Below are 21,825 nucleotides of genomic sequence, written 5' to 3'. Positions count from 1 at the left end.
TTGTTTTAGTATAATAACTTTCGTGGTGATGCTCCTCGATAGCTCAATGGTAGAGCAACCGGCTGTTAACCGGTAGGTTGTAGGTTCGAATCCTACTCGGGGAGCCAATATAAGGGCCTATAGCTCAATGGTGGAGCATCCGGCTCATAACCGGCTGGTTCCAGGTTCGAGTCCTGGTGGGCCCACCATCTCACCTCTCACCTCTATGTTAAAGATGGCCCCTTGGTCAAGTGGTCTAAGACACCGCCCTTTCACGGCGGTAACACGGGTTCGAATCCCGTAGGGGTCACCATATAAATAATGGGCGATTAGCTCAGCTGGGAGAGCGCCTGCCTTACAAGCAGGATGTCGGCGGTTCGATCCCGTCATCGCCCACCACTAAACCTTACCTTGATAGGTAAGGTTTTTTTATATCCAATGTTCTTTCCAAGGAGATGAGGTATTACTGTTCATAATGTCAGTAATCTGACTAAAAAAGAGATATCCACAGGACATCATGTGAAAGAAATATCATGTATTTTATAATCATCGTTCTATGAAAAATTTCCCAATATAAGGGGGTTAAGAAGTTTGCAGCAGAGTGTGAAGGCAAAATTATTGATACCGCTGATTATGATTTTTGGAGTTTCATTAATCACCCTTGTTTCCTTAAATCATTATCAAATGAGAAGTGCTATCCTAAGCCAGGAGCAGGTAAGTTTCCGGAATATTGAAAGTATTGTTCGCAACGACTTGGAGGCAACTTTTACTTCCACTCGCATGGGGCTGACCAGTGTTATTAATATGCCGGAAGTGCAGCAGGCCTTTGCACGAAGGGACCGGGAAGAACTGCAACGACTTACCGCACCCATTTTTGAGCAAGCTAAAAAGGATGGTATTGAACAGTTTCAGTTTCACTTGCCCCCAGCTACCTCTTTCCTGCGTCTGCATCAACCACAAAAGTATGGGGACGACCTGTCATCTTTCCGAGCCACCGTGGTTCAAAGTAATCAAGAAAAGAAACTGGTGGCTGGGTTAGAAGAGGGACGAGGTGGTTATGGTTTCCGGGTGGTGGCCCCTGTTTTTTTTCAGGGACAACATGTAGGAAGTGCCGAATATGGCATGGGCTTTAGCCCTACAATCTTAGAACGTTGGAAGGAACAGTGCGGTGGAGATTTCTATATGTATCCCTTTGCCAGTTCCGAAGTTGCTTGGCAAAGGGTTGACAAAAGCAAACCATTGGTGGGTACAGCAAAGGAAGATCCTCTTAAAATAGATGAAAATGAGATAAAGAAAGCCATGTCCAGCAAAGGTGTCTACGCCAGCTATGTAAACGGTGATAACCATGCGATTCTGATTATTCCGGTTTATGACTACAGTGGGAAACCCATCAGCTATGTGAAGGCGAACCTGGACCGTACCGAAGTCTTAAATAAATTGGATACCGTGTTGCGGGACAGCATAGTCCACCTACTTTTATCACTCTTGATAATTTCCCTAATTATGTATTGGTTAATTACGATCACATTAAAGCCACTGCAAAGAATCAGTGATAATATGACTACCGTAGCCAGTGGAGACTTAACCAAGAAATTGCAGTTGCAAGGTAATGATGAGATCTCTAAACTGGGACAAAGTTTTAATACCATGCTGAAGGATTTTCGGCGTTTAATTGGAGAAACACGTTATATAACCGGGGAACTCACTAAGTCCAGCAAGGCCCTCAGTATGGTAACGGAAGAAACCAGTGTTTCAGTGGAGGAAGCAACTGAACAGGTAGAAAAATTAGCCTATTCTTTGCAGGAATTGGATACGATGGCCAAGCATGCAGCGGATTATTCCCAACAAGCAGCCGGAGCTGCAGAGGAAGGCCAGCAAGTAGTCCAACAAGCAGTTAAACAGATACAAATTTTGGATAGCATGGTGGAAGGCTTGTCTCAGGAAACTGGTGGACTTGGACAAAAGATCGAAGATGTTAACAAGTTTGTACAGCTCATTAGCGAAATCGCAGAGCAAACAAACCTGCTGGCATTGAATGCCGCCATTGAGTCTGCCAGGGCAGGGGAGCATGGACGAGGTTTTTCTGTGGTAGCCCAGGAGGTTCGTAAGTTAGCCGACCGCTCCAATCAGGCAGCCAAAGATGTAAAGAATATTATTATAGAAATAACAGAGCAATCCGAAAATGTCATGTTTAACATGAATGAAGGGTTAAAGGAAGTCCATGCAAGCCACCAATTGATTAACGAATCGGGAGTAAAATTTAAACGGATTAAAGAGCTTGTAGAATTAATGGCGCAACAATCCCAAGCCGTGGCTGTTTCTGGTAGCCAGGCTACGGCCAGTAGTTCTGAAATATCAGCAGCCATTCAAGAACAAGCTGCTTCCATTCAACAAGTAGCAACCTCTGCAGGTGTCTTAGACCAAATGGCAGAGGACCTAAAGCAACAACTGAGCCGGTTTAAAAGTAGCTAGGATGACAAAGGGTTCTGGGAAATCATTCCCGAGCCCTTTTTTGTACCTGGCCACTAGGCAGAAGCCAGTTTTTCTGTGGAACTGGCAATACTACAGGAAGGAAAACATTAGTGATTAAAGGATTTTTCGGTTTGCCAGAGAAATAAATACAATATGAGGGAAGATAAATTGATAAACCTAAGTGAACGATTGAAATGTCTGGCTCAGTTTGTGCCCAATGGAAGTGTTGTTGCTGATATCGGAACCGATCATGGTTATTTACCAACCCATCTGGTACTGCTGGGAACCTGCCCTAGAGCAATTGCCGCAGATATCAATAAAGGCCCCCTGGAAGCAGCCCAGTCCAACATCCTACAATACAATGTGCAAGATAAAATTGATTTACGACTGGGAAATGGTTTACAGGTGCTTAGGCCCGGTGAGGCAGATGTTATTGTTATTGCCGGGATGGGAGGGGGAACCATACGAGATATTTTAGAGGCTTCACCGGAGGTAGCCCTTCAAGCAACCAGGTTTATCCTGCAACCAATGGCAGATGAAAAGGAGCTTCGGGCATATTTGTTGCAGCATGGTTGGACTCTACGGGACGAAGAACTGCTATTGGAGGATGGTCGATTATATCAGGTCCTTGTGGCCGAAAGGGGTCAAGAGGAGATAGGTGAATCCATTTTACTGGAAATAGGGCCCAGGTTGATAGAGAAGAAACATTTACTTTTATCAGTTCATATCCGTAGATTAATCGAAAAATACCAACGGGTGTTAATGGGTTTACAGAAAAGTACCCAGGAAGTTGCACTAAGGAAAGCAGAACATATTAAGGAAAAGATTGGACAACTTAGAAAAATAGAAGCAGAGCTTTTAAGTAGTCATTAGCTATTAGTTATTAGCCATTAGACCCTGAGGTATTTCTTTAGGATGGCTTTGACCGTAAATTTTGGGCTTTGGGTCATGTGCCGTGAGCCATGAGCAAAGGCACTAAGTAAAATATGCCCAAAAGGCCACAGCCTAAAGCTAACGTCTAATCTGGAGGTGTTAACCGATGTCAACAGCCAGGGAGATTGTTTCAATGCTAGAACAAATCGCCCCACGCCATCTGGCAGAGGAGTGGGATAACAGCGGCTGGCAGGTGGGAGATCCTGCTGCTGGGGTTAGCAAAGTATTACTAACCCTGGACGTAGATGCTGTAGTAGTGCGGGAAGCGGTGGAAAAGCAGGTTAACCTGATTATTAGCCATCACCCGCTGTTGATGAAAGGTATTAAAAACATCCGCTTGGATGAACCCAAGGGGGAATTGATTGCCCAATTAATTAAAAATAACATTGGGCTTTATGCTGCCCATACCAACTTGGACAGTGCTGCAGGCGGAGTTAATGAGCAGTTGGCTAAACGACTGGGATTGCAAAATATAGAGGTTCTCCACCCTGCCAAGGGAGAAAAGCACTTAAAACTAGTTGTATTTGTACCTGTACAACAGGTGGAAGGGGTGCAGAGGGCCATATCCCAAGCTGGTGCTGGTTGGATCGGTAACTATAGTGATTGCACGTTCAGTGTTCAGGGGGAAGGAACCTTTCGTCCACTGGAGGGAACCAATCCCTTTATTGGACAGCAGGGACAGTTGGAACAGGTGGCGGAAAGCCGCCTGGAAACCATTGTACCAGCCAGTAAAATCAAAACAGTTCTCAAAGCTATGCTAGAGGCACATCCCTACGAAGAGGTGGCCTATGATCTGTATCCCTTGGAGAATCAGACCAGCAATGCGGGCTTAGGAAGAATTGGACATTTAGCAGAAACCCAGAGTTTTGCAGATTTTATCATTGCAGTCAAAGAAGCTTTGGGATTGGCCTCAGTTAAGGTTGGCGGCAGCATGTGGAAGGATGTACGAAGAATCGCTGTTTGTGGTGGCTCCGGAGCAGAGCTCTGGCCCATTGCATTTGCCAAAGGGGCCGATGTCTATATAACTGGCGATATTAAGTATCATACTGCCCAAGATATGCTGGCGTCTGGTTTAAATTTTATTGATGCCGGTCATTTTGCCACCGAGCACGTTATTTTACCGGAGTTACAAAGAATACTGTCCGAGGCCTGTGTCAAGAAAAATTTGGTTGTAGAATTTATGCTAACAAAACGTCAATCTAACCCTTTCATGTTTTTATAGGATAGAGGGCTTATAGCTCTGTATCCTATTATTTTTTGAAATATAAATTTTTCTTGAAAGGCTTGGTGAAAGCTAGCCTTTCTCATGGAGGAGGTAAATATGAACTATACTCGTAATTTGTGGCAATTACAACTTCTGGAAAAATACCATAAAAGCATGTCAGGTAAAAAGCCCGGGAATGAAATTATACAGCAACTGCAACAATTAAAAAAAGAAATTGAAGCAGGTCAAATGCAACTCAAAGAATTAAAAACTCATTATCAACGGATCAAGGAACAAAGTTTTGAGTTGGAACAGAAATCTAAGGAAACCAGAGGAAAATGTGAACAAATCAATGCAAAAATCTATGACGGAACCCTCCATGTGAAGGAAATACAGGGTTGCCAGCAAAGGGTGGAGCGTCTAAAACAGGATATTTCACGGCTTGAAGACCTGGAGCTGGAAAAAATGCAAATTAAAGAAGATATTAAAAAGCAGTGGGAAAGTAAAAAAGGGACCCTGGAATTATTAAAGACCAAGTATAAGGAGCTACACAGTCGGTACTTGCAAGAAAAAGAAGAAATAAAAGAACGGACCGCGGAGACGGCCCGTAAGATGGAAGAATTAATTCAGAATGTAGATAAAGATCTATATAAGCAATACCGGCAACTGAAAACAAAGTTCCCAGATCCCGTGGGGCGTGTTACCAAAGATGCCTGTTCAGGTTGCCACCTTGGTATTTCCTTTGACAAAGTAAAGGAACTTAAATATGAGAAGGGTTTGGTTTACTGCAATCATTGTGGTCGTATTTTGTTTTGGGACCCCCAAATGCTAGATTAAGGTAGAGGCCAACTTTATGTTTTCCCCAAAGGATTGTAAACAAGCTTCCACTGGCTGGGGGGTGGCCATATCTACGCCGGCCTTTTTCAAAAGCTCAATGGGGTAATCCTTGCCACCGCTGGATAGAAACTCAAGATATTTGTTTAACTCATTTTGGCCACCCTCCAGGATACCCTTGGACAGTGCCACAGCCGCACTGAAGCCAGTGGCGTATTTATATACATAAAAGGCATTATAGAAATGAGGTATGCGGGCCCACTCCAGGGCAATCTCATCATCCATCTGAACTCCCTGGTAATAAAACTTATTTAATTCATAGTAGATCTCACATAGGCTATCTGGAGTTAGGCTTTCCCCTTGTTCGACCTTTTCATGGGTGATTTTTTCAAATTCAGCAAACATAGTTTGGCGGAACACAGTGGTTCTAACCTGCTCCAGATTATAATTTAATAGGAATAATTTTTCCTTAGGATCTTTGGTTTCATCCAACAGGTACTTCATTAAAAGATTTTCATTTAGAGTAGAAGCCACCTCTGCCACAAAGATCGTATAACTGGCGTTTCGGTAAGGTTGATTTTTATGGGAGTATAGGGTATGCATGGCATGACCGGCTTCATGGGCCAGGGTAAAAACATCATTCATTGTACCGTTATAATTTAAAAGAATATATGGGTGATTGCCATAGGCACCAGTGGAGTAAGCCCCTGAGGTTTTTCCTTTATTCTCATAGATGTCTACCCAACCGTTTTCCAGACCTTGCCTTAGGTTGCTGACATATTGATCTCCCAGCTTATTCAGGCCCTTAAGAACCATGTCAACAGCTTCTTGGTAAGAATATTTTTTATTTAGCTCAGTTACCAGAGGCACATAAAGATCATACATATACAGTTCAGGCAGTTGCATCACACCTTTACGAAATTTTATATACTGATGCAGTAGTGGAATATTCCTGTGAATGGAAGCAATTAAATTATTGTAAACCGAAACAGCTACGTTATCCGAAAAGGTACTGGCTTCCAAGGCACTGTTGTATTTGCGTAGTCTGGCATAGAGACAATCCTTTTTTACAGAATTAATAAAGGTTTGGGCAATGGTATTCTTGAAGCATTTATAGACCCTGTATAGTTCGTTATAGGCTGCCTTACGAACATCACGATGACGGCTCTGGATGAGACTCTGATAGCGACCGTGGGTAAGTTCAACGGTTTCATTGTTCTCATCTTTTACTTCTCCAAATTTGAGATCTGCATTATTTAAGGTTTGAAAAATACTTTTGGGTGCCCCGGCAATTTCACCAAAGGAGGAAAGTAGTTTTTCCTCCGAATCCGAGAGAATATGTTCTTTGTTTCTGCCAATTTCCCGGATGAAGTGACGGTAATCCTGAAACCTTTCATCCTTTGCATAGCAGCTTAATTGTTGAAAGTCTAACTTCATGATTTCTGGCACAAAAAAACTGGTATCTTCACTGTATAGAACAAAAAGACTTCTAACCTGGTCGAAAAGAGCCAAGGACTGTGTATTGGTATTGTCCTCGTCCAATTTCATATGGGAGTAGGTGTAACACTTTTCGACCAGTTGATCCATTTGATCTTGTAGAAGCAGGGCTTTCAGAAGGGTTTCTTTATCAGTTAACTTCCCCTGATAACCTTTAAACTGATTTAAAAGGTCCTTAATTTTTTTCATATCCTGTTTAACTTCTTCAACACTTTTATACATGGTGCTGAGGTTCCATTTAAACTGCTCTTCTATTTCATCTCGGTTTTTAATATTGGTATTCATTCATACGCCCCCCATTTTGTTTCTCTAGCTTAGAATTTCTATTATTTTATGCCAACTTATTGTTTTTTCACCATGCTTTTAGGGAGTTACCAAGAAATTATCGTACATCCAGGGGTAGATTAGGCTGCTTGGCAGCTGCCACCGCCAGTTGGTCACAACGTTCATTTTCCGGATGGCCAGCATGCCCCTTAACCCAGTTGAATTTAACATTGTGAAATTCACAGAGTTTTAATAATCGTTCCCACAAATCTGGATTGAGAGCAGGTTCCTTCTTATTACGCATCCAACCGTTGGCCCGCCACTTCTTAGCCCAACCCTTTTCAATGGCATTGACGACATACTGGGAGTCTGTATAGAGATTAACATTGCACTTTTCTTTCAGTGTTTCCAGGCCTACAATGGTAGCCAATAACTCCATCCGGTTGTTGGTGGTATCCCGAAACCCTGCAGACAGTTCCTTGCGGTGTCCTTTATATAGCATAACAACACCATAGCCACCTGGACCGGGATTGCCGGAACAGGCTCCATCGGTGTACATGGTGATTTCTTTTAGGTTTGTATTTTGATTTGTGTTCATTAAAATCCCCATTTCTCTAAATTTACATTCCACTATTTACCAATATGGTCATGTAAATTATACCATGTTATTGGCAGATAATAAAATGCTCCTGGTAGGATGGGAGAAAATAACAACAAGAGGTGAAATAAAGGATGTTTCAAAGGGCAATCCTGTATGCTTCCCGGTACAGCCGGAGAAAATAAGGGAAATGGGTGTGGGAGGTGACCTGCATAAAGCTACGCAGAAATTATAATGGTAAGCACCTATATCTGACCAACCAGCGTCATATGAATGGTATGATGCATCAACATGGGGCCTTCAGCGGTGGTGCACCTTTTTACGACCCTAGAAATTATAAGTAGAACAAAAACAGCCGCCAGTGTGACGGCTGTTACTTATTTATTTATTTTTCTTCCTTTTCCTTCTTGACATCCATAAAACCAGGTGCAGGAGCTGCCCAACCGGGGGGCTGCATGGAGGTACAGTCATGTCCGGCACCGGGCTTTGGGCAACCAGGCATTGGACCAGGACCTGGCATAGGACACCCAGGCATCATATCCTGACCGGGGCTCACTGGGTACTGGGGTTGATAGGGATAAGGTTGGGGGGGCGGGCAAACATCATTCATCGCCCCGGCAACATTAATGGTGCAAATATTCCATAAAGGAATAATTGTAGCCTGGGTTTGGTTGGTGGGACCATTAACTAACTCAATGTAATCCTGGCCCACCGCATGTAAAGTACCTGTTAAAGGAGCAGTGGCTTCTTCGCAATTAAGAAATACTGTAACCCGCATGTGCAGCAATTGACACAGACGCTGTATAAAGGTGGGGGCTACCATCGGCATGTGTTGGCCCGGCGGCATCATTCCGGCCTTGGCTTCCAAATTATCAGCCATTGAATATCAAACCTCCTATTACGAGTTTGATATATAGTATTGAAGTAAATGTTAAAAGGTTCCAAACAAAAAAGGACGGTTTGTAAATATCCGTCCTTCTTCGAAAGGTAAATTTAAAGAGGTGTATTAAGATTGGGTTCTGGGCTTAAAAGTATCGCATTTAGTTTCTTCAGAGGTGCTGGATTGCTCACCTCCGGAATGATTTACTTGAATCATGGGAGCATCACACATAACATTGGAGTTATATGCACACTCGGTTACAGAACATCTTATGTTCGGCATACAATTACCTCCTATCATATACTACATGTAGTATGACCCCGGCGAGAGTGATTTATGCATAACCCAAAGCAAAACGTATAATTATAATACTTAACTAATAAATAAACAACAACTGTCTAAGAAGTATACAAAATAATATTCACAAAGATGAAGGAAAATTAAATTATTTGTAGAAAATTTAACCACTAGTCCCAGTGAAGACAGCTGTAAGATAAGGATAGACACTGGGGAGATTCTAAACAAATAAGGAGAGGAGTTGCCAACTAAATGTTCCGTAAGAAAAGTTTTTTCATGCTGTTGCTGGTATCTTTGCTGGCAGTGGCCATGGTTGGCTGTGGCGGCGGTGACAACAAAGAAAAGGCTGCTGACAAAGCCAAGCAAAAGGTATTTGTTTTTGGCCAGGGTTCCGATCCCAGGGGCTTGGATCCGGCTTTTGTTGATGATGGTGAATCTGCCAACCCTATTGTCAATATTTATGACGGTCTTGTTCGTTATAAAACTGGCAGCACTGAGATTGAACCTGCCTTGGCTACCGAGTGGTCTTCCTCAGAGGATGGCAAAGAATGGACCTTTAAGTTACGTCAAGGCGTAAAATTCCACGACGGAACCCCCTTTAACGCCGATGCGGTGGTATTCAGCGTAAACCGTCAATTGCCTCCTAATCGAACCGATGCTATGCCCTATGCTTCCTTTACCTTTGGTCCTGTGGAAAAGATTGAGAAAGTGGACGACTACACAGTTAAGTTTATCCTCAACGAGCCCTATGCTCCCTTCTTGGCTAACCTGGCAATGGCTCTGGCTGCCCCCATCGTTAGCCCTGCAGCCGTTGAAAAATATGGTGACAAATTTATTGAGAACCCTGTTGGTACCGGACCCTTCAAGTTTGTTGAGTGGAAAAAGGGTCAGCAAATCGTGTTGGAAGCCAACAAGGAATACTGGGGTGGCGCTCCCAAACTTGACAAACTGGTTTACAAGTTTATTAAAGAAAACTCTGTACGTGCCAGTGAGTTAAGAACCGGGTCCATTCAGGCCATGAACGGCGTGGACCCTAACGATGTGAAGATGTTGGAAGAGGCAGGTCTGAATGTAATCAAAAACCCCGGTATGAATATCAACTACCTGGCGTTTTTCTGCAACAAGAAGCCCTTTGACAATCCTAAACTACGTTTAGCTGTTGCTCATGCCATTAACCGTGAGAACTTAATCAACTTCCTGTACCAGGGTCTGGCTGAGCTTCCTAATAGTATGCTGCCCAACTTTATGCCCGGACATGATAAGTCCCTGCAGGCTCCTGAGTATAACCCTGAAAAGGCCAAGCAACTGCTGGCCGAAGCAGGTTATCCCAATGGCTTGAAGGTTACCCTGTTAACCTACTCCACCGTGCGTCCTTATAACCCCGTGGGTGGAGATAAACTGGCTGCTGCTGTACAAGCTGATCTACGTAAAGTAGGGATCGAAGCAGAAATTAAAACCTATCCTTGGAAAGAATACAAGGAAATTTATACCCCTGAAGTTGTTGAGGCCGGCGACATGATGCTCTATGGCTGGATTGGTGACAATGGTGACCCGGATAACTTCTTATCTTTGCTGGAAACCAAGGAAATCAAGAGCACTCTGAATGCTGCCAAGTACTCCAACAAGCAGGTAGATGAACTGCTAATGAAAGGTCGTACCGCCCGAACTCAGGAAGAGCGGAACGCTGCTTACAGTGAATTGCAAAAAATTGTACAGGCCGAAGCTCCCTGGGTGTTCATTAGCCACAGTAAAGATATGGCTGCTGTAAGCAAGAAAGTAGAAGGCTTTGATCTACACCCCGTAGGTGTTGTATACTTCCGTGATGTAGATATCAAGTAGTAAATCAATCACCTTTGGAAGAAACACGAATATGGCCCATGCCATATTCGTGTTTCAATGTTTTACGGTCAATAGGAAGAATTTAGTATTTTTATTACCCCTTGCGAGGGAAAGAGGGAGATAAATGCTCAGATATATAGCCAAAAGAATTATGCTGCTTGTTCCCGTTCTCTTTGGGGTCAGCCTTTTTGTTTTTTTAGTGCTGCACCTTTTTACCACAGACCCTGCAGCCATGATGCTTGGGCAGCATGCCACCGCTGAACAAGTGGCGTCCCTGAGGGAAGAATTGGGTTTCAACAAGCCATTGTATGTACAGTTTGGTGTTTTTATTAGCCAAATTATTCAGGGGGACTTTGGGATGTCTTTAATGACCCGGTCTCCTGTCACAGATGAATTGCTCGCTCGTTTTCCGGCCACTGTGGAATTGGCCTTTGCTGCAATGCTGATTGCCACCCTTATTGGAGTTACTGTTGGTGTAATCTCTGCAGTAAAACAGTATTCGATCTTTGATTATTTGAGCATGGTGGGTGCGCTGTTGGGTGTTTCCATGCCCATCTTCTGGCTGGGTTTAATGCTGATTATTTTATTTTCCGTTACACTGGGCTGGTTGCCTGTGTCCGGCCGCATCGAGGTGGGTATGGAACCGGCCACTATCACTCACTTCTACCTGATTGACAGCCTTTTATCCGGCAACTGGGAAGCCTTCAAATCATCTGTTAGTCACCTTGCTTTACCTGCCATTGCCCTATCTTCCTACTCAATGGCCATTATTGCAAGGATGACTCGCTCTACCATGCTGGAGGTTATCCGTCAGGACTACATTCGTACGGCACGTTCCAAGGGACTGGTGGAAAGGGTGGTTGTGTTTAAACACGCCCTGCGGAATGCCTTAATTCCAGTCATCACGGTTATTGGTTTGCAAATGGGTTCCCTGCTGGGTGGTGCTGTCTTAACTGAAACGGTATTTTCCTGGCCTGGTATCGGTAGTTTTATTGTTAACGCTATCCTGGCCGGTGATTTTCCGGTAGTTCAGGGGGGCGTCATCATGGTTGCCACCGTCTTTGTTGTGGTGAACTTGATCGTGGATATTCTTTATGCTTACCTAGATCCTAGAATTAAGTATTCCTAGAATAGCCATGGGCCGTGAGCCATGAGCTAAAACCTAAAACCCAAGGCCCAAGGCCTACTCCAAAGAAATACCCATAAGAAAGGAATTTGCGTATGCCGCAAGCTCAAACATCTGCGCCGGTTCCTCAACCGGCCGAGCAGACTTACTCACCGTTGGCAGACTTCTGGCACCGCCTGCGGAAAAACAAGCTGGCGATGGTCAGTCTAATCTTTTTATTAACCTTAACCTTTGTTGCTATTTTTGCACCCTTTGTTGCACCCTACGACCCTTATCTCAGTGAAATGCCCAAGGCACTGCACGGCCCCAGTGCGCAGCATTGGCTGGGCAACGATGAATTGGGCCGAGACATCCTAAGCCGGATTATTTACGGGGCAGGCGTATCCCTGCGGGTGGGTTTGATTGCTGTGTGCATTGCCCTATCGGTAGGCATGGTGGTTGGTTCTGCGGCCGGTTATTACGGTGGTCGTTTGGATAACATTATTATGCGTTTTATGGATATTATGCTGGCCTTCCCCTCTATTTTGCTGGCCATAGCCCTAATGGCTGTTTTGGGTCGGGGGGTAGAAAATGCCATTATTGCCATTGGTATTGTGTCTATTCCTGAATATGCTCGAATTATTCGGGGGTCCGTATTGTCCGTTAAAGAAAATGAGTATGTACAGGCTGCCCGAGCCATTGGGAACAATGACTTTCAAATTATTTTCAAACATATCATGCCTAACGTTATGGCCCCAGTAATTGTGCGTGCCACCCTTGGTATCTCCACCGCTATCCTGGAGACATCTGCTCTGGGGTTCCTAGGTCTGGGGGTTGCACCGCCCTTCGCAGAATGGGGAACCATGTTGGGAAGTGGTCGAGGATATATGTATAATGCGCCGCATCTGGTGTTTTTCCCGGGTATTGCAATTACCCTGACGGTTATGGCCTTTAACCTGCTGGGGGATGGCCTGCGGGATGCACTGGATCCACGGTTGCGCCGCTAGGAGGTGGGTCGAATGACACAGACATTATTAGAAGTAAAGGACCTCAAAACCCACTTTTTCCTGGAGGATGGAGTGGTACCGGCCGTTGACGGTGTAAGTTTTTATTTAAACCGTGGCGAGACCCTGGCTGTGGTGGGGGAATCAGGCAGCGGTAAGAGTATTACTGCCACATCCATTATGCGATTAATTCCTAATCCTCCCGGTCGTATCGTGGGAGGGGAAATCCTTTATAACGGGGAAGATTTATTAAAGAAAAGTGAAAAGGAAATGAGAGATATCCGAGGCAATCGCATCTCCATGATCTTCCAGGAACCCATGACCTCCCTGAACCCAGTTTTTCGGGTGGGTCAGCAAATTTCTGAGTCCTTAATTATTCACCAAGGGTTAAACAAAAAGGAAGCCCTGGAAAAAAGTATCGAGATGTTGAAACTAACGGGTATTCCCTCACCGGAAAAAAGGGTGCACGATTTTCCCCACCAGATGAGTGGAGGAATGCGGCAACGGGTAATGATTGCCATGGCCCTATGTTGCCGACCGGAGCTATTGATTGCCGATGAACCAACCACAGCCCTGGATGTAACCATTCAGGCACAGATTTTGGATTTAATGCATGAATTAAAGGAACAATTGGGTACGGCCATTATCATGATTACCCACGACCTAGCTGTGGTGGCAGAAATGGCTGACCGTGCCGTAGTTATGTATTGTGGCAAGTTGGTGGAAGAGGCACCGGTGCTGGAATTGTTTGATAACCCGCTGCATCCCTACACCAAGGGTCTGCTGAGATCCATTCCTCATATCACCGACACCCAGGAAAGGCTTTATATGATTGATGGTATGGTGCCTCCTTTAACCAATTTGCCTGTGGGCTGTGCCTTTGCACCCCGCTGCCCGGAGGCTCAACCCCGTTGTCATGCGGAACGTCCTACCCTAACCCAAGTTTCACAGGGAAGACGGGTCAGTTGTTGGCTACATGAAGGAGGTGCTCGCTAATGTCGGATGTCCTTGTTCATGTAACAAACCTAACGAAATACTTCCCCATTAAGGTGGGGATGTTTGGTAAAGAGGCCGGGCAAGTTAAGGCTGTGGATGGTTTATCCTTTGATATTCGCAAAGGGGAAACCCTTGGTTTAGTTGGGGAAAGCGGCTGTGGTAAGTCCACTACCGGGCGTGTGATTCTACGCCTGTTGGAACCCACCGCTGGACGGGTGGAATTTACAGGAAAAGATGTCTTTGCGGCCAGCCCTGCCGAGATGCGTGCCCTCCGTAAGGATATGCAGATTATTTTCCAGGATCCCTATGCATCCTTAAATCCCCGTATGTCCGTGGGAGATATTATTGCCGAACCAATAAAGCTATATAACCTGGCCTCCGGCCCGGAGGTCCAGAAGAAAGTGGATTATTTATTATCCTGTGTGGGGCTGGCTTCCTACCATGCTAGGCGCTATCCCCATGAGTTCAGTGGGGGCCAACGACAACGTGTGGGGATTGCCCGGGCCCTGGCCCTTAACCCCAAACTAATTATTTGCGACGAACCGGTATCTGCCCTAGATGTATCCATCCAATCCCAGGTTTTAAACCTCTTAAAGGATCTACAGCAGGAGTTTGGCTTAACTTATCTGTTCATTGCCCACGGCCTAAATGTTGTTAAACATGTTAGTGATCGCATTGGTGTGATGTATTTGGGTAAGATGGTTGAATTGGCAAAGGACGATGAACTCTATTATAATCCGTTGCATCCCTATACTAGGGCACTGCTCTCAGCGGTTCCAATCCCGGACCCCCGTGCTAAAAAGGAACGGATCATTCTCACCGGGGATGTTCCCAGCCCGGTAAATCCGCCCAAGGGTTGCCGTTTCCACACCCGTTGCTTTATGTGCGAAGACATTTGCAAGCAACATGAGCCGGTGTTTAAACGTATTAAGCCCGGTCACTGGGTAGCCTGCCATATGGTGCAGGAGGAGAAGTAAAGTTTCAGTGGTTACAAACAAGCTCAGGTTTGTTTGTAACCATTTTTTTTAGCCGTCAGCCGTAGGCTTGAGGGATAGCTGATGGCATTTCTTGGCTTTTGTGCTTTTTCGTAGTAAAATACCAGGATAAAGAACGGAGGGGTCTCATGATAAAAACAATACTATTTGATTTGGATGGCACACTCCTGGATTCACTGCCTTTAATTAAGAGGACCTATAAGAGGGTCTTTCAAGAAATGAATATACCCTGGGCTAACGGCGAGGTCATGAAATGTATTGGATTGCCGCTGGTTGATATCGGTAAGAAGTTTGCCGGAGAGGAAAGGCACGCAGAATTTTTTAGTTTATACCAGCAGCATTATGCCATCGAGCACGATGCCATGACAAAAGCCTACCCCGGTACCATGGAAATGCTAGAAGACCTGCACCAAAGAAGTCTTCGCCTGGGCGTGGTTACTTCCAAATCCCGCCGAGTTGCATTGAGAAGCACAGGGTTTTTAGGAATTGATCGCTACATGGATGTTCTGATCGGTGTAGAGGATGTGGACCGTCATAAGCCTCAGCCAGACCCTATTTTTAAAGCCCTGGAACAAATGCAAGTGCCTGCAGAAGGTGCCGCTTACATCGGGGATAGCCCCTTTGACATTATGTCTGCCAAAGCTGCCGGCGTAACTTCCATCGGCGTTAGCTGGGGAATGGCAGAGGGTGATGAACTCCTGCGCTTTGAACCGGATTATCTTCTAAACCAATGGTCAGATTTATTGTTAGTACTGGAAAATGATACCGAATTAATGGACTAATGAAAAGATCTTTTCATAGTTCCTAATAATGGCCAAAAGTCACCAAGGGGATGAAAAAAACATAACCTATGATAAGCGCGGAAAGTAGGTGTGAGTCATGGGTACGGTTGTTTTTATGCATGGGATGGGTCATGACCAAAATCGGGAATATTGGAAAGCCTGGGGAGAAAAACTGTTGCCCCATCTGATACAAAGAGGTCTTGATCCCTCTTATATACAGTTCAATGGTATATATTACTACGACTTAGTGCCCCAACCAGGGGAAGGCTGGCAAAGGCTTTCTTCTATTTTTAAAAGAAATGTGTTGAGCCATTTTAAGCAAGAACTTTGGGAACATATGGTCCGTGGCGGTAACCCGACGCTATTTTTAGGAAGGGGCCCCTTGGAAGCGCTGGTAAACCTTGTGGTTGATAACTTTGGTGATATTTTTTCCTATCTACTGGATGACGAAACCCATCAGCGGGTAAACAATCGGTTTTATGCTGTGTTAAAACAAGTACCTGGCCCCGTGACCCTAGTGGCCTACAGCTTGGGATCGATGGTTGCCTTTTGTGCTCTGCCAAAAAGTTCCCAACCAGTAGAAAAGCTAAAGCATTTTATAACATTGGGAAGCCCCATTTTCTGGTTCCGTAAATGGCTTTCCCAACGAGTGGTGTTATCCAAACGACCCACCCTGGCCCACTGGACCAATCTGGCCGGCAGAATGGATGTGGCCTGTCCCCATCTGGTGGGGTTCAGCACATGTGGTGCGGACAGCAATATAGAATGTGAATTGGAAAAATACAATCCCGTAAAGGGACATCTGGCCTATTTTAGTGACCCGGAGGCATTAGCACTCCTAGCCTCAGCTGTGGTAAAACAATGGCACTAAGGTTGTAATATTGGTTTAACAGTGGCACAATAGATAAAGAACAGAATACCATTAGGAGATAAAAAATGCACATCCTTGTTGTCACCGCAGCTATTATTCATAGAGAAGATAAAATATTAATTGCTCAGCGAAAAAGTAGTGCTGAGCATGGCCTGAAATGGGAGTTTCCCGGGGGAAAGCTAAACTATGGAGAGGACCCAAAGGATGGCCTTCGTAGAGAGATTATCGAAGAACTGGACATGGAAATCCAGGTGGGAGATATTTTTGAAGTGATTTCCCACCACTATGGGGAAAGGCACATTTTGCTTTTGTGTTACCATTGTGGCTACCTGGGGCAACGGCCCAGCACACGGGACTGTCAGGATTTTCGATGGGTAACACCCGCAGAGATGGCCCAGTATGACTTTAGTGAAGCGGATGTACCCGTTGTAAAAAAACTCCAGGGTATAAAATAGACCGGGATATAGTTTGGGGTACTGTTCCTAAAAGGGGAGATCGGTTTGTTGAAACAAGTTGTATTCCCTGAATTTCTGGGGGAATCTGAAATAGCAGTGGTTGTTATTATTCCTTCTTTAAAAGAAGATATGACGGACCTATTTGAACGGTTTCACGCGGGTGAGGAAGTTGATTACTGGTTTTCCTGGGACTTGGTTGTGACCAACACCGCCGAGTACCTGGTGGTGTTGGAAATAAACTGGGATCAGGGTGAAGGGTTAATTGTTGCTTTTTCATCAGAAATGTGGGAATTTATTAACCTGATTGGCGAGAAAGGAAATATGGTTATCCTAGGAGAAACCGGTGAACTGGAGGAAGGGGCAACTCTGCTCTATGATGAAGGGGAGTACAAACCCTTTGCTTTGTTGATCCGGGATGTAGACAATGGGTTAGCTAAGCTCTATGATCACGTAAAGGAATTGGCAGCTGTCAACGAGAATATTGAAGAACTGGCTAAACTGCAACTGATTTTGCAGGGAAGCAAAACACAAGTTACCACCTATCATTAAGGAACACCCGCTTAGAATGTAAAGGACACCAATTTAGGTGTCCTTTACATTCTAAGGGATATCCCCTGTGGAACAGGGTTTGTTAAAGCAAGCGGGATGCCCGCAAACCAGCTTGTCATCCTCATAGGCATAAAAGGTACTTTGCCCCGGCTCCACCGGTTGACCGCAGATACTGCAGTGAACAGCCTCCGGACAGGGTACCAACACACCGGTCAGTTTGTTACCATTCCAGGTAACCTCCAATTGATGCAGCTGGGATTTTAGCGGTTCCACCGGACTGCATGCCGGGTGGTAGAAGTAACGAATCTTCCTCCCATTGAGCCGATGTTTTAACTCCACCACCGGGTTAAAGGGGGGAATGGGCTGATTGCACTGCTGACAGATACGTGCCTTGCCCATGGTACTCTTTAAGACATACCTGGGCACAGCGGGCTTTTTCCTAACCTCTCGATCCTTCCAATAAAATTTTTTCCTCTCTGGATCACGGGCAATCCATTTTTCAATGGCACTATAATAACTCCGGTAATCCCGCTCTTCTAGTTTAACATCCTTCGGGAAACCTGTTTCAACCACCATGCGGTGGAACTCATTTTCTGCAGCATCATGGGCCAGTCCGTCCATTTTATGGGTTTGCCAGTTATAGCCTTCCTCGGATAACCACTTGTGATAGGTATGGAAAATATTGCCAGAGCAAACCAAGTATTGATCCTCCTTGGTGGCACCAGCCTTTTCCATCAATTCTATCATCAGCTTACAGACCAGTTCTTCCCAGCCCATCTTATTGGTCCAGGTAACGGGAACCCGCGCGGTATATACTTCTCCTGTCTCTTCGCAAACCAACACAACCACTTCACCAAAGGCCTGGCAACCACCGCCGGCATCCTCAACGTACCAGGTTTTCAATGTATCACCTCATTCATAAAGCATCGGCCAAAGCCTTAGCATCTTCAAACTTTCTGCCAATAAAAACAGGCTTACGGTTCTAAACCGAAGCCTGCCCCCAAAATACTGAGCCATTACCTATTATAATAGCGAATTATCAAACAAGATTCAATCTCTGATGAAAATACAACAAGCCATGGGCCATGAGCCAAAAGACCACTAAGCAAAACATGCACAAAAAGCCCAAGGCTTATGGCTCAAAGTGATTTTTAAGCCAATGGCCAATAGAAATAGCTGATAGCTAATCTATTTCCACACTTATTACGCCATCCTGATACACTGGTACCACGTCAAATAAATTCACCTGGGCACAGTAAGTCAAATCCTGCCGCAGCCCTAACTGGACTAACTTTTGGCCATGCAAGGAATCCTGCAGGGCCTGTAAAGGGTTCTGGGCATAATACTCTGCCAGCCGCAGAGCAGCCAGCGCTGCATCTTCCAGTACCAGGTCGTTCTCCGAAAGAATGGGTACCTCATCTAAATAGATATCTGCCGAAGGAACAGGATCTTTGGTCAGGTCTTTGTTCCCTGTTCCTATTCTCTTAACAATTTCTAAAATAACCCTGCCGGCGGCCAGTGTATCCTCTAAGGAAAATTTCCCCCTGGTGCCCGCACAGACCAACACGATATCCTGATTCATTTCCAGAAGTTTCTGGGCCACAGCCGAAGCATTCAGCAAACTGCCGATTAATACCGGACCGCTTCCTTCGGCTGTGCGGCGGATGGCCCTGGTACCGTTGGTGGTGGTTAAAATTACCGTTTTGTCCCTTACAATGTCTGGCTGATATTCCAGGGGCGAATTACCCAAATGAAAACCGGGTAATTTTACAGCACCTCTTTCACCACCTAGTATGTAGGTGTTTTCCGGTAGTGTCTGGGCCACTGCAAAGGCATCTGCTACCTCTTCAACAGGCAGGACTCTTTTGCAACCATTGGCAAAAACTGTCGAAATTGTACTGCTGGCTCTTAAGATATCAAACATGACAGCCGATTTATTAAGAAGGACATCCTTTTCTATCTCCCTGACAGTGGGTACAAGGGTAATTCTCACAATACCAGCCCCTTCCATGTTTATTGCAACTAGTTTTAATATAATTATTATATTATACGAATGAAGGAGGTTAAATTTTAATATCTAGAATACAGGAATTATTAAATATAAAATACAATTTGTTTAAAAAACCTTTTAATGCAGGATTTTAGAGGGGAAAAGTCGTAAATTTTAGATAATCATCTATATCAGATTGGAGGATGTGACTTCTTTGGAAATTATGACCCCTGCGGGGATTTTGTTTGCTGCAGTTTGTTTAATTTCTGGCTTTCTTTTAGAAGGAGGACATGTTAGTGCTTTGCTGGCACCCACTGCCTTTATTATTGTGGTGGGTGGCACCCTGGGTGCAACGGTGGTTGCCTTTTCTACCAAGGAAGTTCTTTCAGTACCCATATTACTTAAGACAGCAATGACAAAAAAAGTACCGGATTTTAGCGAAACCATTAACTTAATTGTTGAACTGGCAGAAAAGGCCCGTCGGGAAGGGTTGCTTTATCTCGATAGCCAGTTGGATACCATTGAAGATCCCTTTCTTCGTAAGGCCATGCAATTGGTGGTGGACGGCACCGACCCGGAAATGGTACGCAGCATTTTGGAAACCGAGGTTTACTCAGCCTATGAAAGACATCAGGTGGGGGTTCACATCTTTGAAGGAGCCGGTGGTTATGCTCCCACCATGGGAATTATTGGTACGGTTATGGGTTTAGTACACGTCTTAGGAAATCTGTCAGATCCGGACAGTCTCGGTCCTGCCATTGCCATGGCCTTTATCGCCACCCTGTATGGGGTGGGTTCTGCCAATGTTTTTTGGTTACCCATTGGCGCTAAACTAAAGAATCTAAGTAAAAAGGAACTGGTATTAAGGGAAATGATGATTGAGGGTATTCTAGCCCTGCAGGCCGGCTACAACCCGACCATTATCCGTGAAAGGCTAAATGCCTTCATCAAACCAGGAGAAAGTAAGCAGCCCCAGGCTGATGAAGGTGAGGTATAATGAGGAAAAGGGGACAAGAACCAGAAAAGGAAAATAACGAACGTTGGCTGATTACCTACTCCGATTTAATTACCCTACTATTAATCTTTTTTGTGGTCATGTATACTCTTAGTAAAGTGGATGCCAATAAATACCATGCCATTGCTTCGTCCTTGGCCAAGACCATGGGTGGGAGTCAAAGCATCATGGAAAGCGGGGGCCCGTCGATGGTTCCCGGTGCCAGTGAAAGTAAGGAATTGGACACCGCCATGGAACAAATTGAACAGCAGAAGATGGAAAAAATTAAAAAACAGATTCAAGAGTATGTGGATAAAAACGGTCTATCCGGTAAAGTAACCGTAGCCATTGAGGAAAGAGGCGTTGTGGTTAGCTTTCAGGATGTGGTGCTGTTCCCCCTGGGGGTGGCGGATCTAGTGCCCCACTCCCAAGGGATTGTGGATAAGGTGGGAGCCATTCTTAGCCAAACCCCCAATTACATAAGAGTAGAAGGGCACACCGATAATTTGCCTATCCAAACCAATAAATTCCCATCCAACTGGGAACTTTCCCTAGCCCGCTCTGCCAGTGTGGTGCACCGGCTGATCAATTTCAGTCACATTCCTCCAGACCGGCTTTCTGCCACTGGTTATGGGGAATACCGGCCAAGAAGGGCCAATGATTCAGATGCTAACCGGCAACAAAACCGCCGGGTAGATATTATTGTTCTTCGCACGAAATATCAGGAAGTGGAACCCGAAGCAATGCAAGAAATAAATACCCTTTCTCCAACCAGTAAGAAGGAGTGATCCACATGACAAACTTTAATCAAAGCAATCAGGAAGAACAAATTGTTGTTTTTCAATTAATGGAGCAGGTTTATGGTGTTGATATTAATTCCGTCTATGAAATTATTCGTATGGAAAGCATAACCAAAATCCCCCGGGCCCCTCAATTTGTTGAGGGTGTTATCAACCTGCGAGGTCGTATTATTCCAGTGATCGATTTGGGCAACCGCTTTGGCCTGGGACAAAATGAACGTACCCAAAACAGCCGTATCATTATTGTGGAAGTTTCCGGGCAAACCATCGGTATTATTGTTGATTCCGTGCAGGAGGTTCTCCGCATCCCTGTCAACAGTATCGAACCCCCGCCGCCGGTGGTCAACGGCATTGATGCAGCCTATATCAGAGGAATTGCAATTCTGGAAGAAAGGCTGATTATTCTTCTGGATCAAAATAGGATTCTGCTGGATGAAGAAAAGGATCAATTACTGCAGGCAAATATGGGTGCTGCCCAGGCCTAGGA

At 45.0% G+C, this 21,825-nt stretch carries 23 protein-coding genes and 4 tRNA genes; 21 read left to right on the top strand and 6 right to left on the bottom strand.

Annotation, left to right across the window (positions count from 1 at the left end; genetic code table 11):
- Positions 1 to 32: 32 nt before the first annotated feature.
- The 8 genes from DRED_RS13110 to DRED_RS13075 all read left to right on the top strand — a co-directional run bounded on the left by DRED_RS13110 (position 33) and on the right by DRED_RS13075 (position 5,425).
- A tRNA-Asn gene (locus DRED_RS13110) sits at positions 33 to 107 on the top strand.
- A 6-nt stretch (positions 108 to 113) separates the two neighbouring features.
- Positions 114 to 188 (top strand) — tRNA-Ile (locus tag DRED_RS13105).
- 28 nt (positions 189 to 216) lie between these two features.
- A tRNA-Glu gene (locus DRED_RS13100) sits at positions 217 to 292 on the top strand.
- Between the two features lie 10 nt (positions 293 to 302).
- A tRNA-Val gene (locus DRED_RS13095) sits at positions 303 to 378 on the top strand.
- Between the two features lie 192 nt (positions 379 to 570).
- Positions 571 to 2,451 (top strand): methyl-accepting chemotaxis protein, encoded by a 1,881-nt coding sequence (locus tag DRED_RS13090; protein ID WP_011878769.1) that lies wholly within the window; start codon positions 571 to 573, stop codon positions 2,449 to 2,451.
- A 168-nt stretch (positions 2,452 to 2,619) separates the two neighbouring features.
- Entirely contained in the window at positions 2,620 to 3,324 is a 705-nt protein-coding gene (locus DRED_RS13085) for a tRNA (adenine(22)-N(1))-methyltransferase (RefSeq protein ID WP_011878768.1), read from the top strand.
- A gap of 166 nt (positions 3,325 to 3,490) precedes the next feature.
- Positions 3,491 to 4,606, top strand: coding sequence for a Nif3-like dinuclear metal center hexameric protein (locus DRED_RS13080; protein WP_011878767.1), 1,116 nt, complete (start codon positions 3,491 to 3,493; stop codon positions 4,604 to 4,606).
- Positions 4,607 to 4,705: 99 nt separating this feature from the next.
- Complete coding sequence (locus DRED_RS13075; protein WP_011878766.1) at positions 4,706 to 5,425, top strand: zinc ribbon domain-containing protein; 720 nt, start codon at positions 4,706 to 4,708, stop codon at positions 5,423 to 5,425.
- On the opposite strand, the gene pepF is transcribed toward DRED_RS13075, so the two are convergent.
- Both pepF and rnhA read right to left on the bottom strand, forming a co-directional pair.
- The gene (gene pepF, locus DRED_RS13070) at positions 5,417 to 7,204 is read right to left on the bottom strand and encodes an oligoendopeptidase F (RefSeq protein WP_011878765.1); all 1,788 of its coding nucleotides are present in this window, start codon (positions 7,202 to 7,204) and stop codon (positions 5,417 to 5,419) included. The two genes, DRED_RS13075 and pepF, sit on opposite strands and share 9 nt — an antisense overlap.
- 97 nt (positions 7,205 to 7,301) lie before the next feature.
- Positions 7,302 to 7,781, bottom strand: coding sequence for a ribonuclease HI (gene rnhA / locus DRED_RS13065; RefSeq protein ID WP_011878764.1), 480 nt, complete (start codon positions 7,779 to 7,781; stop codon positions 7,302 to 7,304).
- On the opposite strand from rnhA, the gene DRED_RS13060 reads away from it, so the two are divergent.
- A complete protein-coding gene (locus DRED_RS13060; RefSeq protein WP_041274623.1) occupies positions 7,774 to 8,016 on the top strand; it encodes a hypothetical protein in 243 nt (80 codons plus the stop codon). The two genes, rnhA and DRED_RS13060, sit on opposite strands and share 8 nt — an antisense overlap.
- A gap of 150 nt (positions 8,017 to 8,166) precedes the next feature.
- Here the strand turns inward: DRED_RS13060 and DRED_RS13055 are convergent, their stop codons facing one another.
- Positions 8,167 to 8,661 carry a hypothetical protein gene (locus tag DRED_RS13055; RefSeq protein ID WP_041274622.1) on the bottom strand — a complete coding sequence of 165 codons (495 nt, stop codon included), beginning with the start codon at positions 8,659 to 8,661 and terminating at the stop codon, positions 8,167 to 8,169.
- Between the two features lie 126 nt (positions 8,662 to 8,787).
- Positions 8,788 to 8,943: a DUF1540 domain-containing protein gene (locus DRED_RS18380; RefSeq protein WP_083755176.1), complete on the bottom strand. Its 156-nt coding sequence runs from the start codon at positions 8,941 to 8,943 to the stop codon at positions 8,788 to 8,790.
- A gap of 267 nt (positions 8,944 to 9,210) precedes the next feature.
- Between DRED_RS18380 and DRED_RS13050 the strand changes: the two genes are divergently transcribed.
- From DRED_RS13050 to DRED_RS13010, 9 genes are all read left to right on the top strand, one after another.
- Positions 9,211 to 10,797 carry an ABC transporter substrate-binding protein gene (locus tag DRED_RS13050; RefSeq protein ID WP_011878762.1) on the top strand — a complete coding sequence of 529 codons (1,587 nt, stop codon included), beginning with the start codon at positions 9,211 to 9,213 and terminating at the stop codon, positions 10,795 to 10,797.
- A 124-nt stretch (positions 10,798 to 10,921) separates the two neighbouring features.
- Positions 10,922 to 11,926 (top strand): ABC transporter permease, encoded by a 1,005-nt coding sequence (locus DRED_RS13045; protein WP_011878761.1) that lies wholly within the window; start codon positions 10,922 to 10,924, stop codon positions 11,924 to 11,926.
- A gap of 92 nt (positions 11,927 to 12,018) precedes the next feature.
- A complete protein-coding gene (gene nikC, locus DRED_RS13040; protein WP_011878760.1) occupies positions 12,019 to 12,909 on the top strand; it encodes a nickel transporter permease in 891 nt (296 codons plus the stop codon).
- Between the two features lie 12 nt (positions 12,910 to 12,921).
- Complete coding sequence (locus tag DRED_RS13035) at positions 12,922 to 13,902, top strand: ABC transporter ATP-binding protein (RefSeq protein WP_011878759.1); 981 nt, start codon at positions 12,922 to 12,924, stop codon at positions 13,900 to 13,902.
- Positions 13,902 to 14,879: an ABC transporter ATP-binding protein gene (locus tag DRED_RS13030; protein WP_011878758.1), complete on the top strand. Its 978-nt coding sequence runs from the start codon at positions 13,902 to 13,904 to the stop codon at positions 14,877 to 14,879. Before DRED_RS13035 ends, DRED_RS13030 begins: the two co-directional genes overlap by 1 nt.
- 146 nt (positions 14,880 to 15,025) lie before the next feature.
- Complete coding sequence (locus tag DRED_RS13025) at positions 15,026 to 15,679, top strand: HAD-IA family hydrolase (RefSeq protein WP_011878757.1); 654 nt, start codon at positions 15,026 to 15,028, stop codon at positions 15,677 to 15,679.
- Positions 15,680 to 15,776: 97 nt separating this feature from the next.
- Positions 15,777 to 16,550: a hypothetical protein gene (locus tag DRED_RS13020; RefSeq protein WP_011878756.1), complete on the top strand. Its 774-nt coding sequence runs from the start codon at positions 15,777 to 15,779 to the stop codon at positions 16,548 to 16,550.
- 65 nt (positions 16,551 to 16,615) lie between these two features.
- On the top strand, positions 16,616 to 17,005 hold the full coding sequence (locus DRED_RS13015) for a (deoxy)nucleoside triphosphate pyrophosphohydrolase (RefSeq protein WP_011878755.1): 390 nt from the start codon (positions 16,616 to 16,618) through the stop codon (positions 17,003 to 17,005).
- Positions 17,006 to 17,053: 48 nt separating this feature from the next.
- Positions 17,054 to 17,554: a hypothetical protein gene (locus DRED_RS13010; protein ID WP_238442523.1), complete on the top strand. Its 501-nt coding sequence runs from the start codon at positions 17,054 to 17,056 to the stop codon at positions 17,552 to 17,554.
- 51 nt (positions 17,555 to 17,605) lie between these two features.
- Here DRED_RS13010 and DRED_RS13005 read toward each other — a convergent pair whose 3' ends face one another.
- Positions 17,606 to 18,457 (bottom strand): hypothetical protein, encoded by an 852-nt coding sequence (locus DRED_RS13005; RefSeq protein ID WP_011878753.1) that lies wholly within the window; start codon positions 18,455 to 18,457, stop codon positions 17,606 to 17,608.
- 280 nt (positions 18,458 to 18,737) lie between these two features.
- Positions 18,738 to 19,547, bottom strand: coding sequence for a 2-phosphosulfolactate phosphatase (locus tag DRED_RS13000; protein WP_011878752.1), 810 nt, complete (start codon positions 19,545 to 19,547; stop codon positions 18,738 to 18,740).
- 211 nt (positions 19,548 to 19,758) lie between these two features.
- Between DRED_RS13000 and DRED_RS12995 the strand changes: the two genes are divergently transcribed.
- Genes DRED_RS12995 through DRED_RS12985 form a run of 3 tightly spaced genes read left to right on the top strand, consistent with a single transcriptional unit; the run spans position 19,759 to position 21,823 of the window.
- On the top strand, positions 19,759 to 20,541 hold the full coding sequence (locus DRED_RS12995; protein ID WP_011878751.1) for a flagellar motor protein: 783 nt from the start codon (positions 19,759 to 19,761) through the stop codon (positions 20,539 to 20,541).
- On the top strand, positions 20,541 to 21,326 hold the full coding sequence (locus tag DRED_RS12990) for a flagellar motor protein MotB (RefSeq protein WP_011878750.1): 786 nt from the start codon (positions 20,541 to 20,543) through the stop codon (positions 21,324 to 21,326). The genes DRED_RS12995 and DRED_RS12990 overlap by 1 nt, the downstream gene beginning before the upstream one ends.
- 5 nt (positions 21,327 to 21,331) lie before the next feature.
- Entirely contained in the window at positions 21,332 to 21,823 is a 492-nt protein-coding gene (locus tag DRED_RS12985; RefSeq protein ID WP_011878749.1) for a chemotaxis protein CheW, read from the top strand.
- Positions 21,824 to 21,825: the final 2 nt, after the last annotated feature.

This window comes from Desulforamulus reducens MI-1 (assembly GCF_000016165.1).
Classification (GTDB): domain Bacteria; phylum Bacillota; class Desulfotomaculia; order Desulfotomaculales; family Desulfotomaculaceae; genus Desulfotomaculum; species Desulfotomaculum reducens.
The sequence above is the reverse complement of the archived record's forward strand: the minus strand, read 5'-3'. Positions and strand labels throughout refer to the sequence as shown.